The organism is Exiguobacterium artemiae (assembly GCF_033342815.1).
Lineage (GTDB): Bacteria > Bacillota > Bacilli > Exiguobacteriales > Exiguobacteriaceae > Exiguobacterium_A > Exiguobacterium_A artemiae_A.
Genome location: NZ_JAWPEN010000001.1, coordinates 286,581 through 302,326, shown reverse-complemented (window position 1 = coordinate 302,326; position 15,746 = coordinate 286,581). Strand labels below are relative to the sequence as shown.

General features: G+C 47.0%; 15 protein-coding genes and 1 riboswitch. Of the genes, 13 read left to right on the top strand and 2 right to left on the bottom strand.

Annotated elements, in window-relative coordinates:
- Positions 1-4 precede the first annotated feature (4 nt).
- The 8 genes from R7V76_RS01465 (at position 5) to R7V76_RS01430 (ending at position 7,782) form a co-directional block, all read left to right on the top strand.
- Positions 5-493 carry a flavodoxin domain-containing protein gene (locus R7V76_RS01465; RefSeq protein WP_318091022.1) on the top strand — a complete coding sequence of 163 codons (489 nt, stop codon included), beginning with the start codon at positions 5-7 and terminating at the stop codon, positions 491-493.
- Positions 462-1,505 carry a ribonucleotide-diphosphate reductase subunit beta gene (locus R7V76_RS01460; protein ID WP_012371161.1) on the top strand — a complete coding sequence of 348 codons (1,044 nt, stop codon included), beginning with the start codon at positions 462-464 and terminating at the stop codon, positions 1,503-1,505. The genes R7V76_RS01465 and R7V76_RS01460 overlap by 32 nt, the downstream gene beginning before the upstream one ends.
- Positions 1,506-1,895: 390 nt before the next feature.
- Positions 1,896-2,288 carry a S1 domain-containing post-transcriptional regulator GSP13 gene (yugI, locus tag R7V76_RS01455; protein WP_214766120.1) on the top strand — a complete coding sequence of 131 codons (393 nt, stop codon included), beginning with the start codon at positions 1,896-1,898 and terminating at the stop codon, positions 2,286-2,288.
- Positions 2,289-2,413: 125 nt separating this feature from the next.
- Positions 2,414-3,580, top strand: a complete 1,167-nt coding sequence (locus tag R7V76_RS01450; protein ID WP_012371158.1) for an iron-containing alcohol dehydrogenase — start codon at positions 2,414-2,416, stop codon at positions 3,578-3,580.
- A 111-nt stretch (positions 3,581-3,691) separates the two neighbouring features.
- Positions 3,692-5,041, top strand: a complete 1,350-nt coding sequence (locus tag R7V76_RS01445; protein WP_012371157.1) for a glucose-6-phosphate isomerase — start codon at positions 3,692-3,694, stop codon at positions 5,039-5,041.
- A 131-nt stretch (positions 5,042-5,172) separates the two neighbouring features.
- On the top strand, positions 5,173-5,646 hold the full coding sequence (gene ytkD / locus R7V76_RS01440) for an RNA deprotection pyrophosphohydrolase (RefSeq protein WP_318091021.1): 474 nt from the start codon (positions 5,173-5,175) through the stop codon (positions 5,644-5,646).
- Positions 5,618-6,361: an alpha/beta hydrolase family protein gene (locus R7V76_RS01435; protein WP_318091020.1), complete on the top strand. Its 744-nt coding sequence runs from the start codon at positions 5,618-5,620 to the stop codon at positions 6,359-6,361. The genes ytkD and R7V76_RS01435 overlap by 29 nt, the downstream gene beginning before the upstream one ends.
- A gap of 167 nt (positions 6,362-6,528) precedes the next feature.
- On the top strand, positions 6,529-7,782 hold the full coding sequence (locus R7V76_RS01430; RefSeq protein WP_318091019.1) for an EAL and HDOD domain-containing protein: 1,254 nt from the start codon (positions 6,529-6,531) through the stop codon (positions 7,780-7,782).
- A 57-nt stretch (positions 7,783-7,839) separates the two neighbouring features.
- Here R7V76_RS01430 and pckA read toward each other — a convergent pair whose 3' ends face one another.
- Positions 7,840-9,408 carry a phosphoenolpyruvate carboxykinase (ATP) gene (pckA, locus tag R7V76_RS01425; protein ID WP_318091018.1) on the bottom strand — a complete coding sequence of 523 codons (1,569 nt, stop codon included), beginning with the start codon at positions 9,406-9,408 and terminating at the stop codon, positions 7,840-7,842.
- 232 nt (positions 9,409-9,640) lie between these two features.
- Positions 9,641-9,767, top strand: a riboswitch (SAM riboswitch).
- Positions 9,768-9,894: 127 nt separating this feature from the next.
- On the opposite strand from pckA, the gene metK reads away from it, so the two are divergent.
- The 3 genes from metK (at position 9,895) to R7V76_RS01410 (ending at position 12,522) form a co-directional block, all read left to right on the top strand.
- Positions 9,895-11,103, top strand: a complete 1,209-nt coding sequence (gene metK, locus R7V76_RS01420; protein ID WP_012371152.1) for a methionine adenosyltransferase — start codon at positions 9,895-9,897, stop codon at positions 11,101-11,103.
- Between the two features lie 145 nt (positions 11,104-11,248).
- On the top strand, positions 11,249-11,734 hold the full coding sequence (locus R7V76_RS01415; protein WP_114595197.1) for a GNAT family N-acetyltransferase: 486 nt from the start codon (positions 11,249-11,251) through the stop codon (positions 11,732-11,734).
- An 83-nt stretch (positions 11,735-11,817) separates the two neighbouring features.
- The gene (locus R7V76_RS01410; protein ID WP_012371150.1) at positions 11,818-12,522 is read left to right on the top strand and encodes a serine aminopeptidase domain-containing protein; all 705 of its coding nucleotides are present in this window, start codon (positions 11,818-11,820) and stop codon (positions 12,520-12,522) included.
- Between the two features lie 52 nt (positions 12,523-12,574).
- Here R7V76_RS01410 and R7V76_RS01405 read toward each other — a convergent pair whose 3' ends face one another.
- A complete protein-coding gene (locus R7V76_RS01405) occupies positions 12,575-13,165 on the bottom strand; it encodes a class I SAM-dependent methyltransferase (protein WP_290827417.1) in 591 nt (196 codons plus the stop codon).
- A 178-nt stretch (positions 13,166-13,343) separates the two neighbouring features.
- On the opposite strand from R7V76_RS01405, the gene R7V76_RS01400 reads away from it, so the two are divergent.
- Positions 13,344-14,525 carry an MDR family MFS transporter gene (locus R7V76_RS01400; RefSeq protein ID WP_290827415.1) on the top strand — a complete coding sequence of 394 codons (1,182 nt, stop codon included), beginning with the start codon at positions 13,344-13,346 and terminating at the stop codon, positions 14,523-14,525.
- A gap of 168 nt (positions 14,526-14,693) precedes the next feature.
- A complete protein-coding gene (locus tag R7V76_RS01395) occupies positions 14,694-15,725 on the top strand; it encodes a peptidoglycan bridge formation glycyltransferase FemA/FemB family protein (protein ID WP_318091017.1) in 1,032 nt (343 codons plus the stop codon).
- Positions 15,726-15,746: the final 21 nt, after the last annotated feature.

Here is a 15,746-nt window from a genome sequence, read left to right as displayed (position 1 = left end):
TATCATGAAGGCAGCAATCGTATATGCGTCAATGAGCGGAAATACAGAGGAGGTTGCGGAACTGATTGCAAAAGCATGTTCCGAAATGCAGGTCGAACCGACGATGATCTTTGCCGATGATGTGACGACGTATCAGCTGGTGCCTTATGATATCGTCTATTTTGGTTCTTACACCTGGGGAGACGGACAACTGCCGGATGAGATGCGGGATTGTCTGAAGATCGTCTTAAAAGAAAGCCCGCACGCGATTCCGCAGGCGGCTGTCTTCGGGACGGGCGATAAGATGTTCGTCAAATATTGCCGTGCCGTCGATGAGATGGCGTACCATCTCGCGAAGTTCGGGGTTCCGCTCGCAGGTGAATTACTCAAAATCGAACAATCGCCGCGCAACCGACCGCATGCGGTCAAAGAGTGGACACGTCGAACACTACTGCAATTACAGCAAGAGGGAGCCGAACAACATGGAACAACTACAAAAAATCAAACTGCTTGATGCCCGTCATCCGAATCGCGCGACTGCGATCATCGGCGGAGAAACCAGCTCAATCGTCAACTGGAACGACATTGCGTATCCGCAGTTTTATTCGATCTATAAACAGCTGTTATCGAACTTCTGGATTCCGGATGAGATTTCAATGTCAAAAGACATGCAGCAATGGAATCAATTAAGTGAGCGGGAGCAGGATGCCTTCAAACGCATCATCGGCTTATTGTCGATTCTCGACTCCGTCCAGACCCGTTATATTTTGGAGTCGGCGATGTTCACATCGGATGCGTCAATTCATGCGATCCTTGCGATTGTCGCCCAACAGGAAGTCGTTCATAACCAATCTTACAGCTATGTGCTGTCGAGTCTTGTCCCACTGTCGGAGCAGAACCGGATTTTCGACATTGCGAAAGACGACGATATGGTCATGAAACGAAATGCCTTCATTTTGGATCTGTATGAAGATTTCCAAAACGACCGGACACCGGAAAACTTTGCGAAGTCACTGGTTGCCTCGATCGTTCTTGAAGGAATCAACTTCTATTCCGGCTTTGCTTTCTTCTATAACCTGGCGCGCCATCAGAAAATGGTCGGAACGTCGACGATGATCAGTTATATCCAGCGTGATGAACTGCAACACTCGTACTTCATCAGCCAGCTGTTACGTGCCGTCTTGACAGAACATCCGGATATCGACGCCGACGGTTCATTCACGAAGTTCGTCTACGCGACATTCGAACGTGCCGTTGATCTTGAAATCGAGTGGAGTGAATACGTGTTACGTGACTTGGACGGACTTGATGTCAGCGAAATGCGTGACTATGTCAAATACCTCGCCAACAAGCGTCTCCGTGTCATCGGACTAGACGATCTGTATGAAGGACATGATGAAGACGTCATGCCATGGATCCGCGCCTATTCCGACGACTCGATGAATGCGACGAAATCCGATTTCTTCGAGCAAAAATCGCGCTCGTATGCGAAAGTAACGGATGCAAACGGATTTGACGATTTGTAAGTCTGTAAACGGACAGAAGTTTTGATTGCTTCACCATGCAATTTCCTTTACGCTAGGACAGGTGAGGTCATGCTCGACTCCTGCGGAAAAACAAGCCAATCGTGACCCTGGAAGATGCACTGCATCTGAAGCGGCAGGATGTCTTGTCTGCGGAAAGCGAACAGACCAGACCTGTCCTTTTTATCTGTTTATTTTTTAGGTCAATCCAGAAATGGACAAAAAAAGGGCCGGACTCAAAAAGTCCGGCAGAATCAGGGGGAATACTTGAAGTCTTGCTACTAATTTGTTCCCTCGTAAAATAAAAAATAAACAATTTGAAAAATATTTTTTACCATCCGTAAAAAGTATGTTATTATAAGTTGATGAATTTAGTTAGGGAGTGTATAAACTATGGCAAACTTTGAAAAAGACCAAATCGTTACTGGTAAAGTAACTGGTATTCAAAACTTTGGTGCTTTCGTAGCACTTGACGAGCAAACACAAGGTCTCGTCCACATCTCAGAAATCTCACACGATTACGTAAAAGATATCAACGATTACGTAAAAGTTGGCGATGAAGTAACTGTTAAAGTTCTCGACATCGACGAAGCTAACAAAAAAATGAAGCTTTCGATCAAAGCAACACAAGAAGCTCCAAAACGCGAAGCACGCGCTAAAGGCCCACGCAAAAACGCTGGCCGTCGCGATGCAGGTCCTGCTTTCAAACAAGAAGAAGCTCCTGGCTTCAACGTGTTAAAAGGCAAACTGGAAGAATGGATTGAAAAATCAAACTTCCAAAAATAAGATTTTGAAAGGGAATCGACATCGGTCGGTTCTCTTTTTTTGCGTTATAAGCATTAAAATAGATGGAAAAGGGGAATGTGTGGATAATGTAAGGTGTTCATTACTTATCAAGGGGGCAACACACAATGGAAAACTTCGAATATCGTAATCCAACGAAACTTATTTTTGGTGACGGTCAAGTCAGCAAAATTACAGACGAATTGAAAGCTTTAGATGCTAAAAAAGTCATGCTCGTATTTGGCGGCGGCAGTATTAAACGCAACGGTGTTTATGATGACGTGACACGCGAACTGAGTGCGGCAGGGATCGAATACGTTGAATGCGACGGCGTCGAACCAAACCCGCGTATTGAAACAGCGGAACGCGGTATTAAAATCGCACGTGAAGCTGGCGTTGACGCATTGCTTGCACTAGGTGGCGGTTCAGTTATCGACTGTACGAAACTGATTGCTGCTGGTATCCCGTACGAAGGCGAAGCATGGGATCTCGTCATCGGAAAAGCAACACCAAAAACGGTCATCCCGTTCGGAACAGTATTGACACTTGCTGCAACAGGTTCAGAAATGAACTCAGGCTCGGTCATCACGAACTGGAAGACACAAGAAAAATACGGTTGGGGCAGCCCGTTAACATTCCCGACGTTCTCAGTCCTTGATCCGAAGTACACAGTCAGTGTACCGAAAGACCAAACGATTTACGGAATCGTCGATATGATGAGTCATTGCCTTGAGCAATATTTCCACACGGCACATGCACCGGTTCAAGAACGTATGACAGAAGGCGTCATGAAAGCTGTCGTCGAAGCAGCACCGAAACTCGTCAACGATCTTGAGAACGTTGAACTCCGCGGTACCATCCTGTTTGCCGGTACGATGGCACTCAACGGTGTCCTGCAAATGGGCGCACGTGGTGACTGGGCATCGCACAACATCGAGCACGCGGTTTCAGCTGTTCATGATATCCCGCACGCAGGTGGTCTGGCAATTCTCTTCCCGAACTGGATGCGTCACGTCCTCGACGAGTCAAATGCACACCGTTTCGTTACACTGGGTGAAAACGTCTTTGACGTCGATACGACAGGTAAATCAGAAATGGAAGCAGCACACGCTACAATCGATGCCATCAGTGCGTTCTGGACGTCACTCGGTGCTCCAAACCGTCTTGCGGATTACGACATCAAAGAAGATACAGTCGACTCAATCGTGAAATCAGCGATGACACGCGGAGACTTCGGTAACTTCAAATCACTTGGCAACGAAGATGTCCGCCAAATCGTAACAGCGGCTTTGTAAGCCCATAACATTTGCTAATCTTTTCACAAAAGACTTGAACGACCTTCCTTCTTGAGTTTTAATGAAAAGGAAGGTCGCATTTGTTTGCGAATGAATAAGGAGGACGAGTGAATGACAACGGTACGTTTTGATTATTCGAAGGCCCTACAATTCGTAGGACAACATGAAGTAGACTATATGGCGGATACGGTAAAAACATTACACGGAGCAATCCACAACGGCACAGGTGCCGGCAGCGATTTCTTAGGATGGGTCGATTTACCGACAAACTATGACAAAGCGGAATTTGAAAAAATTCAGGCAGCAGCTGAAAAAATCAAGTCGGATTCAGACGTCTTGTTGGTCGTCGGAATCGGCGGATCGTATTTGGGTGCACGTGCTGCGATCGAGATGCTTGGTCATTCGTTCCACAACTTATTGTCAAAAGAAGAGCGGAAAGCTCCGCAAATCATTTATGCCGGACATAACATTTCTTCGACGTACTTACACGATTTGTTCCAAGTACTTGAAGGAAAAGATGTATCGGTCAACATCATCTCGAAATCAGGAACAACAACAGAACCGGCGATTTCGTTCCGTCTGTTAAAAACGTTCATGGAAGACAAGTACGGTAAAGCGGGTGCGAAAGACCGGATTTACGCAACGACGGATAAAGCACGCGGCGCTTTGAAGACACTTGCGGACTCGGAAGGATACCAAACATTTGTGATCCCGGACGACGTCGGAGGCCGTTTCTCTGTCTTGACACCGGTTGGTCTGTTGCCGATCGCAGCAGCCGGCATTTCGATCGAAGAATTGATGGCAGGTGCACGTGATGCCCAGGTTCAGTTCTCAAACGAGAACCTGGCGGAAAACGAAGCGTACCAGTACGCAGTTGTCCGGAACGCATTATATGCCAAAGGAAAAACAATCGAGTTGCTCGTCAACTATGAACCGGCCTTACACTATGTTTCAGAATGGTGGAAACAGTTATACGGAGAGTCAGAAGGAAAAGATTTCAAAGGAATCTTCCCGGCTGCAGTCGACTTCTCAACGGATCTTCATTCAATGGGACAATATGTCCAAGAAGGACGTCGTGATTTGTTCGAAACAGTCATTAAAGTCGGACAAGCGCGTCATGCTTTAACGATTGAAAAAGATGCACAGGATCTCGACGGTTTAAACTTCCTGGAAGGAAAATCGATTCAATTCGTCAACGACAAGGCAGCGGAAGGAACGTTGCTTGCCCACACAGATGGACAAGTTCCGAACTTGACGGTCGAATTGCCTGAGATGACACCATATCATCTCGGATTCTTGTTCTACTTCTTCGAAAAAGCATGTGCCATGAGTGGCTACCTGCTTGGTGTGAACCCGTTCGATCAGCCGGGTGTTGAAGCATACAAGAAAAACATGTTTGCCTTACTCGGTAAACCTGGATTTGAAGCAGAAAAAGCAGAGCTTGAAGCTCGCTTGAAATAAGCATAAGGACATCTCTCGATTCTGAGGGATGTCTTTTTTTGTCATTCTGGCAAATTCCTACGCACTTTCACTTTTAGAATGCTTTCGAAACAGGTAAAGTGAAGATAGAAGAAGAAATGAGGTGCACGCACGTGATTACGTTTTTAGATTATTATCAAAATCGGGTTGAACTGAGTTTTGAAGACCATCCGTTTTCAGTCCATCCGCTTCATGTCTGGGTCATTGCCGTGTACGAAGGGAAATGGTTACTGACGCATCATAAGCAACGGGGATATGAGTTTCCGGGTGGAAAGGTCGAGCCGGGGGAGACGGCCGAGGAAGCCGCATACCGGGAAGTCATGGAAGAGACAGGGGGACGTATCGAACGTCTCCAGTACATTGGACAATACCGGGTTGAGGGTCGAGGGGACACGATCATCAAGAATATCTACTTCGCTCAAATCGAATCACTGGTTCCCCACCTGGCTGTCGATGAGACGGACGGCGCCTATTTGCTAGACGATATCCCGAAACGTTTAGATACGAACCGCAAATACAGCTTCATGATGAAGGACCGTGTCCTTCCGGAGACTCTACGTGTACTCGCCGAACGCCGATTGGTTTGAACTCCCGCGGCAGGGACCGTTCCGCACCTTTCGGGTCTTTTATGAAACATCCGACGGGGAGCGAGTCGGAGCGTATGTGATCCTGCCGGTTCGCGCGAATGGGCAAGGTCTTTTGTATTTACGTGGTGGGACACGTAATATCGGCATGGTTCGGCCGACCCGCTTAATGCAGTTCGCGCAAGCCGGGTATCTCGTCATGGCTCCTTTTTACCGAGGTAATCTAGGAGGGACGGGGAAAGAAGACTTCGGACACCAGGATATCCTCGATGCCATCAGTGCGTTTGATTGGCTCGATCAATATGTCGAGCGGACATCGGTCTTCGGTTTTTCCCGCGGCGGACAGATGGCGCTTTTACTGGCGCACCATCGTGAAGTCGCCCGGACGGTTTCATGGGCCGGCGTAACGAATCTGACTTGGACGTATGAAGAACAACAGACAATGCGAAAAATGCTCAGACGGTTCACGGGAGGAGTTCCGGAACAACAGTCGCAGGCATACCGTGTCCGGTCGCCATTGTATTTTCCGCCTCAAGGAGAAGTCTTGCTGATTCACGGATTGTATGATCAAAATGTCCGACTGCGTCATGCGACGAACTATGCGGCCCGTTATCCGGAACAGACCCGCTTGATTGTCTATCAGTACGCGCATCAATTTCCGATCCATCAAAAAATGCTTGTGACGAAACAAGTCATCGATTGGATGTTATCTGAATAGAAAAGACTTACAAAACATCTTGATGCCTTGCATTGAGATGTTTTTTTCTCCAAATGATGGGAACATTGATATGTTTTAAAAAAGAGATTTTTTAAGGGAAAACGATATTTGGTATACTAGAACATATAAAATAAGCCAGATTAACGGATTTAGAAGGGATATATGAGATGGAAATCTTACTTGCGCGACAACCGATTGTAGACCGGTTTGGTTCGATTGACGCTTTTGAGCTGCTCTATCGTTCCGTTGAAACACCTGCAGTGTTTGATGGTGACTTGGCGACGATGGATGTGTTGACGAATACACTGATTCATCTGGGAGTAGACCGTGTAGCAGAAGGAAAACGATTGTTCATTAATTTCACAGGTGATCTGTTGCAGTCTGAACTGATCGATCATCTGGATCCGACTCAATTCGTGATTGAAGTATTGGAGACGGTTCAGATCGATGAAATGATGCTCCAGACGCTGCAAAAATGGAAAGAAGCCGGCTTCGTCCTGGCGCTTGATGATTTCGTAACGGATTTATTGCGTCACCACGGTCCGGAGTTGTTTGATTTGATTGATTTGATTAAAATTGATATCGAAGCCATCAATCCACGCGAACAAAGTGCAATCTTACATATTTTAAAACGGAACTATCCGCATATCCGCTTTTTGGCTGAACGGGTTGAAACACACGAGGACCACACGCGAAGCCTTGCGATGGGGTATGACTGGTTCCAAGGATACTTTTACGCCAAACCGATGCTGATGAAAGGAAAGGCCGTTCCTCCGCAAGTGCCTGTCCTGTTGAAAATGTTGAAATGGCTTGATACGGATGATCATTATGATGACGTCGTGGATGAAATCGAGGGAAATCCTTACATCAGTGTGCAAGTACTGCAATTGATCAACTCTCCGGGCATCGGTCTTCGGAACACGGTCAGCTCCGTCCGCCAAGCAATTTCCTTGTTGGGCTTTTCCCAGCTGAAGAGCTGGATTTCGTTGATCGTCTTGCGTGAGATGAAACTTGCGAGTCCGTATCAATGGTCGGACGAATTATTACGTTCATCCTTACATTGTGCAAAACTATGCGAACTGTTTGCGACGGAAACGAAGACGCTGAAAGCAGAGAGTGCCTATATGATCGGCTTACTGTCACACATCGATGCCTTACTTTCCGTGGATATCAGTGAAATCATCGATCAGCTTCCGATTGAACCGGCTTTGAAAAATGTCTTGCAAGGGGAAGATCATCCGTTTCGCGATTGTCTGTTGCTTGCGATCAGCGCAGACCGGGGCGAGTTTGAGCGGTTTGAGATGCTCAGTAATCGGTTCGGGATTATGAAGCACCGGGCTTATGAGTTACTGAAAGAGAGTCAAGTGTGGCTTGCGCAAAAGGAACTCCATTTAAAAGACAAAACCGATTCGATCGTCTAACAGAAAAAGGTTGAGCATCCGTTACGGAGCTCAACCTTTTTTGGTATCAGTATGATGTTAGACGCGAGGACCGGCTGATTTGATGGCATCGGTCGCACTTTCGAAACGCGTGAAGTTCTGCGTGAACTTTTGTGCGAGTGCAGTCGCTTGTTGCTCGTAATCAGATGGATTTGCCCAAACTTTTACCGGATTGAGCAAGTCAGTCGGAACACCAGGTACTTCGATCGGCATATGCAGACCGAAAATCGGATGTTCTTCTGTCGGGATGTCTGCGAGCAGACCGTTGACAGCCGCATTGACCATCGTTCGTGTATAGGAGAGTTTCATCCGGCTTCCTGTACCGTAAGCGCCGCCGGTCCAGCCCGTGTTGACGAGATAAACGGTAACACCGTGACGGTCGATCAGTTCTCCGAGCATCGTCGCGTATTTTTCTGGAATCAACGGCAGGAACGGTGAACCGAAACACGTCGAGAATGTGGCTTCCGGTTCAGTGACGCCGCGCTCCGTTCCGGCTAGTTTTGATGTGTATCCGGACAGGAAGTGATACATCGCCTGTTCTTTCGTCAGTTTACTGATTGGAGGCAGGACACCATAGGCATCCGCCGTCAGGAAAACAATCGTTTTCGGATGACCGGCGCGTGACGGAACAGCGATGTTGTCAATTGCTGTAATCGGGTAAGCGGCACGTGTATTTTCAGTCAATGAAGTATCATCATAATCCGGAATCCGTGCATCATCGAGGACGACATTTTCAAGAACGGTTCCGAAGCGGATCGCATCAAAGATTTGTGGTTCTTTTTCGCGTGACAGATTAACTGTTTTCGCATAGCAGCCACCTTCGATGTTGAAGACACCGTCATGAGACCAACCGTGTTCATCGTCACCGATTAATTGACGACTGTCATCAGCAGACAGCGTGGTCTTACCAGTCCCAGAGAGTCCGAAGAATAAGGCGACATCCCCTTCGTGTCCAACGTTTGCCGAACAGTGCATCGACAAGACTTCCTGTTGGGGTAAAAGATAGTTCATGACAGAGAAAATTGATTTTTTGATTTCTCCGGCATACTCCGTTCCGCCGATCAAAACAATCCGGTGTTCGAATGACATCGCGATGAAGGTCTCGGAGTTTGTGCCGTCAACCGCTGGATCCGCTTTAAAGTGTGGTGCGTAGACGACCGTAAACGGTTCAAAGGCCGCAACCGTAGGATATTCACGTAAGAACAGCTGTTTCGCAAATAAATTATGCCAAGCATATTCGGTTACGACGCGCACTGGAAGGGTGAAATGCGTATCGGCACCAGCAGCAGCTTCTGTGTAGTAGAGTTGATCTGCTTCGTTCATATAACGAAGAACTTTTTGTAACAGTTGCTCGAATTTGTCCGACTCCATCGGTTGATTGACATGACCCCAATCGATATGCATCTCACATGAGTCATCACGGACGATGAACTTGTCTTTCGGTGAACGACCTGTAAATTTCCCCGTTTCTACAGACAAAGCACCATTTTCTGCAAGAACTCCTTCTTTGTTGCGAATTGCATGTTCGACTAGTTCAGCAACAGACAGTTGTTTGAACACATGCTCCTTCTTGAGTAGTTCTTCGATATTCAGGACCGTCATCGGCATCCTGACCCCACCTTTCCCCTACGTTGGTTTTGGCTCTACTATTAGTATGGCACATTTATTATATATGACATACTAATGATAGGGCAATCATTTTCATGCGCTGATTTCTATTTATCTGGAAACGCTTTCAGCATTAACAGTTTAACATCTCTTCCGAAATTTTTCGACTAGAAATTAAAACGTTGCTTGACAGAGTGAGCACAAGTTTATATCATGTAATTCGTAACGGATACTCTTATTCTGAGCAGGTGGAGGGAACAAGGCCCGAAGAAACCCGGCAACCGTCTTATATTAATTTCATCATTAATGTAGGAAAAGGTGCTCTCCTGAAGCGAAGTAAACACTTCGAACGATAAGAGGGTAAAGGAAGAACGCACAACCTTTCCCTGACCATTTTTGGACATGGAAAGGTTTTTTTCATTTTACCGTCCCACTCAACTAGGGGAAATGAGTACACCGTCAAATTCTTTTTTGGGAGGGTCAAACATGACAAACCTTAATCGCCGACTGTTCACGTCGGAATCAGTAACAGAAGGTCACCCGGATAAAATCTGTGACCAGATTTCGGATTCAATTTTGGATGCAATTCTTGCAGCCGATCCAAACGCACGTGTTGCGGCAGAAACTTCTGTCACGACAGGACTCGTATTAGTAGCAGGAGAAATCACGACATCAACTTACGTGGATATCCCGAAAGTCGTTCGTGAAACGATTCGCGAAATCGGCTATACACGCGCTAAATACGGTTTCGATGCAGACACTTGTGCTGTATTGACATCAATCGATGAGCAGTCAGCAGACATCGCTCTCGGTGTTGACCAAGCGCTTGAAGCACGCGAAGGAAACATGTCAGATGAAGAAATCGATGCAATCGGAGCAGGAGACCAAGGTCTGATGTTCGGTTATGCAACGAAAGAAACACCTGAACTCATGCCACTTCCAATCTCACTTTCACACAAACTGGCTCGTCGTCTTGCAGAAGTTCGTAAAAACGGACAACTCGATTACCTCCGTCCGGATGGTAAGACGCAAGTTACGGTTGAATACAATGAGAACAATGAACCTGTTCGCGTTGATACAATCGTCATCTCAACACAACATGCAGAAGAAGTGACGCTTGAGCAAATCCAAGCGGATCTGAAAGAACATGTCATCGCACCGGTCATTCCGACTGAGTATATCGATGCCGATACAAAATTCTTCATCAACCCAACTGGTCGTTTCGTCATCGGCGGACCACAAGGTGATGCTGGATTAACAGGTCGTAAGATCATCGTTGATACGTACGGTGGATATGCACGTCACGGCGGCGGAGCTTTCTCTGGTAAAGATCCAACGAAAGTCGACCGTTCAGCTGCTTACGCAGCGCGTTACGTCGCGAAGAACCTCGTAGCTGCAGGTCTTGCAGACAAAGCGGAAGTTCAACTCGCGTACGCAATCGGTGTCGCGCATCCGGTATCAATCGCGGTTGATACATTCGGTACAGGAAAACTTCCTGAAGCACAACTGGTTGAACTGGTTGCTGAAAACTTCGATCTTCGTCCGGCTGGAATCATCAACATGCTTGATCTCCGTCGTCCGATCTACCGTCAGACAGCAGCTTATGGTCACTTCGGTCGTACAGACATCGAGTTACCATGGGAGCAGACTGATAAAGCCGCTACTCTTGAAGAGCAGGCAAAACGTTTCGCATAATTCATTGTTCAGAAACATCCTTCCAAAGGGTGTTTCTGAACTTTTTTTGTTTCTCCTGAACTTTGCAGGGATACGACTGAAATTTCTAGAAAAGGGTAAAAGAACATGAGTCTGTATTCTGTAAAAGGAAAAGGGGGATTTCGGTATGGAGATACGCGAAGCGGTTCCGGCTGATGCAGCACGCATTCATGATATTGCGCTCACGTCTTGGATGGACACATATGAGGAAATCTATTCAGAACGCTCGAAAGCCCATTTCGTTCAAGAAGCGTACCCGCAGGAAGAAGTGGTCCGCGCGATTCGGACAGCGGAGGAAGCACGTGGAGAATATTTCAACGTCGGACTGATTGACGGGGAAATCGTCGGTTTCATTCACGCGATTGATGTTGATGGAACGTGGGAAATCGTCCGATTGTATGTCTTGCCGAAATACCAACAAAACGGGATCGGACGCCGGCTGATCCGCGAGCTGGAATTGCAGGGAGCCTCTCCGATCGAAGTGTATGTCGAATCCCGAAACTATAAAGCCCGCCACTTTTTAACGTCGTACGGATTCAAGGAAATCAGCGAGACGACAGAGGAAGTCTTCGGACAAGTGGAACCTGTGACGCGTCTGCAACGTATATATTAAAGAAATGGAATCCGACTTAAGGCGGTTTGGCTGGAGTCGGATTTGTTGCATACTAAACAGATATCGAATGAAGAGGTGAGTTTGTGGTAGAACAACCAACCGGAGTGATCGTTCTTGTATATCCACTCCAATTACGTGCTCGACCGAGTGAGGCGCTGATTCGCGTATTAGAACGCGAATACGAAGTTCTCCTGGTCGACGCACCCCGTCGTGTATCGTTTGAAGAACATCAACAGCTGTTAAAAGAAGCATTACGCGAAGCCGGTAAACGAAAATTACCGATTCACATTATTGCCTGCAGCATGGGTGCACTTGTCGTCAATCGCCTGCTTCAAGAATACGAGTTGCCGATGGCGAGCCTGACATTCATCTCGCCGTTATTTGATTGGCACAACTCGAAGCAACTAGGCGGCGTCAAACAAGTGTTTGCAAGTGCTTTCGACCGGTTCCGTCCGGATGCTCCGCTCGGCACATTGCCGTTCGGACAGAATAATGAGGATGCTGCACGTCTTGGTGAATTGACGTATGCGGAATATCGCGAGATTGAAGAAGAAATCGTTATCCATGACGAAGAACGTAAGAAATTGCCGCGGGTCCATCTCGCTTGTTTTTATGCACCGGATGATCAGTTCGCCGACGTCAAGCTGACGCTTGAAGTGTGCCGGAAGATGGGCGGAGACCAGATTTATCTGCAACGTCTGCACGGTTTCCCGCACTTCAGTTTTGAACGTTTGAATACGCGGTTTGCTGAAAAGCTATTGCTGTTTCTAAAGATGGTGGAAGATTAAACGGCACCAAGAAAAAGAGGAATCCGGATAGCATCCGGATTCCTCTTTTTGTTTAGTCGATTGTTTGTTTCTTTAATTTTTTTTCAATCGCGACGATGAACGGGGGATTGTTTTGCTGATTCAAGAAACGATACTGCAGGACGGCATAATCCTGTTGCGGGAGGGAAGAGACATGTTCCAACACCGCATCGCGTTCGCGTCGTCCTTCCGAGTGGCCATGGTAAATCACGAGAACAACCAGACCGCCTGGGACAAGGACTGGAAGAAGGGCACGGAGTGCTTCGAGCGTTTCTTCTCCGGTCGTCGTGACGGATTTGTCGCTCCCCGGCAAGTACCCAAGATTAAATACTCCGGCACGGATCGGACGTTGTTCAGCAAACAAGCGGGCTCCGACATGAATATGGCTTTCATGGTATAAATCGACCCAGTCCAAGACATGAGCTGCCTGCAGACGGCGTGTCGTTTCTTCGATGGCCTGCTCCTGGACATCAAACGCGATGACCCGTCCGCTCGGTCCGACCTGTTCGGCAAGGAAATGCGTATCATGACCGTTCCCCGCAGTCATGTCGACGACGCAATCCCCTTCATGGATGACTGATTCCAATAATTCTTTTGCGTAAGGTAATACACGTGCAAGTGACATGGCAAAAACTCCTCTTTCTAATAATATGCTCTATTTTTTTCTAAGTACCCGTAAAATTGACCCTTTAGTCAATTGTATCATTTTTCCGATTGTTCGTTTAATAACGAAGTTCCTTGACAGAGGGGAGAATAATTTCGTAAAGTGGCAAGGTTGGAAACTACATTGGAGGATGCTTACCATGCCGAAATTACCTCGCGCGGTCTGGATTCTGGTATTGGCGATGGCAATCAATACGACAGGATCCTCTTTTTTATGGCCGTTTAATACATTATACATTCATGATTATTTAGGAGAGTCGATGACAAAAGCCGGAATGGCTTTATTCGTCAACTCGGCTCTCGCCATTGTCGGAAACTATATCGGCGGAAAAGCATTCGATCGATTAGGCGGGAAACGGACGCTTGTCATCAGTGTCATTGGACTGGTCCTTGCCTCGATTGGTCTTTGGCTGTTCCATCAGACCTTCACGGGGTATGTGCTGATGTTAGGATTGATCGGATTCGTCGGAGGAATGGTGTTTCCGACCATCTATGCTTTGACCGGTGTCATTTGGCCGGAAGGTGGAAGACGGGCATTTAATGCAATCTATGTTGCCCAAAATGTCGGTGTGGCACTGGGGACCGCAATCAGCGGACAAATTGCAGCAATCGACATCCAGTTCATTTTCATCGCCAATCTGATACTTTACTTATTGTTTGCCGTCGTCCTCTTAGTGGGGCTGAACTGGATTCAAGTGCATCCGGTCAAACGTCAATCGGTATCGGCAGGGGAAGAAGTGCGGGAGCCGCTCTCGAAGAGTTCAGTCCGGACGATGTTATATGTTTCAGTCGGCTATGCGCTCTTGTGGTTTGTGTATGTTCAATGGCAGGGAACATTTGCCGTGCATACAAAATCCCTCGGTGTGACAATTTCCGAGTACTCGATTTTATGGACGATTAACGGTGCACTGATCGTATTTGCGCAACCGTTATTGACACCTGTCCTGCGCTGGTTTGGTGACGACTTGAAACGTCAGTTGCTGACGGGAACCGGCATTTTTCTTTTGTCCTACGCGATTGTGCCTTTTGCTGGCGGATTCAAGATGTTCTTAGTAGCGATGGTCATCTTGACGATCGGTGAGATGTTCATTTGGCCGGCGGTTCCGGCAATGGCAGCCCGCCTGGCTCCAATCGGGAAAGAAGGCGAGTTTCAGGGGTATGTCAATATCGCCGCTTCGGCAGGGCGGATGATCAGTCCGACTGTCGGAGGACTGATTTATGATTTATCCGGTATGAATGCCGTGTTCATGACATTGATTGGATTGATCCTGCTGGCAGGATTCACATTCGTTCGTGCTATACCAAACAAGGCAGTAAAATGAGAAAAGGACAGAAGCGGTCGCTTGATCCCGCTGTCTGTCTTTTTTGTTGAAAAAGCATATTAAACATGTAAATTGGGTATTGAATTAAAAGGTAAATATTAATTTATTAACCAAATTAAAGAAAAAAATAGCTATGTTCGACGTGTCATGTGCCGGAGGTGGAAAAAGATGAGGCAATGTATTTTTATGGAAGATCAGTTGACGTGGGCATCACTTGTGAAAAATAAATCACTTGATATTTTTTATAGCTATGAATATGTTCATTTGAATGCCCGGACCGATGAAGCGGCCGGACTGATTTATTTTCAAGGAGCATCAGGTGAATTATTTTATCCCTTCTTGAAGCGGCGGATTTTTGACACCGGATACTTTGATTTGATTACGCCTTACGGATACGGAGGTCCGGAAATCATTGGTGAGTTGACTTCGGAAGAGCTGAACGATGCCAAACGTTCGTTTCGACAATGGGCGATGCGTCAAAAAATTGTTTCCGAATTGATTCGTTTTAATCCGCTGACGGAAAACCATAAACGTGTAGCAGAATGGACGAAAACGGAATTCATCCGCCATACGACAAGCATCGATCTTCGGCCTTCTGTAGAAGAAATCATGCAGACCTTTCATAAAAAAAACCGAAGTATGATCCGGAAATCCTTGGCGTCAGAGCTGATGGTCCGAAGAGGATCGAAAGAAGATCTGCCGACCTTCATCCGTCTTTACTATCAAACGATGGACCGGAAGGATGCTTCGTCCCATTACTATTTCACGCCCGAATATTTTGAACAGTTATTTCAACCGACGGAACTGTGTGAACCGTTATTGTTAATCGCAGAGTGGCAGGGAGAAGCGGTCGGTGGATATTTCGTCCTGCTCGGAAACGAGTATGCACACGGACATCTGATCGGCTGTCAACGTGATGAACATAAACTTTTTCCGAATCAGCGTCTGGAGTATGAGGCGATTTTACATTCCAAGTCAGCCGGCATGGTCGAGCAGCACCTCGGTGGCGGCTATAAGGAACGGGACAGTCTGTTTGAAAGCAAATGCCGCTATACAGGTTACCGTATGTTTGAATACCACCAGGGAAAGACGATTCTTCTTCCCCATGTCTATGAACAATTGTGTCAACGGTACGGAAGCGACGAAGCAGCCAATTATTTCCCGGAATACCGTTATCAAGAGACGGTTTTAGCCACCTGATCATCGGCAGATGATCAGGTT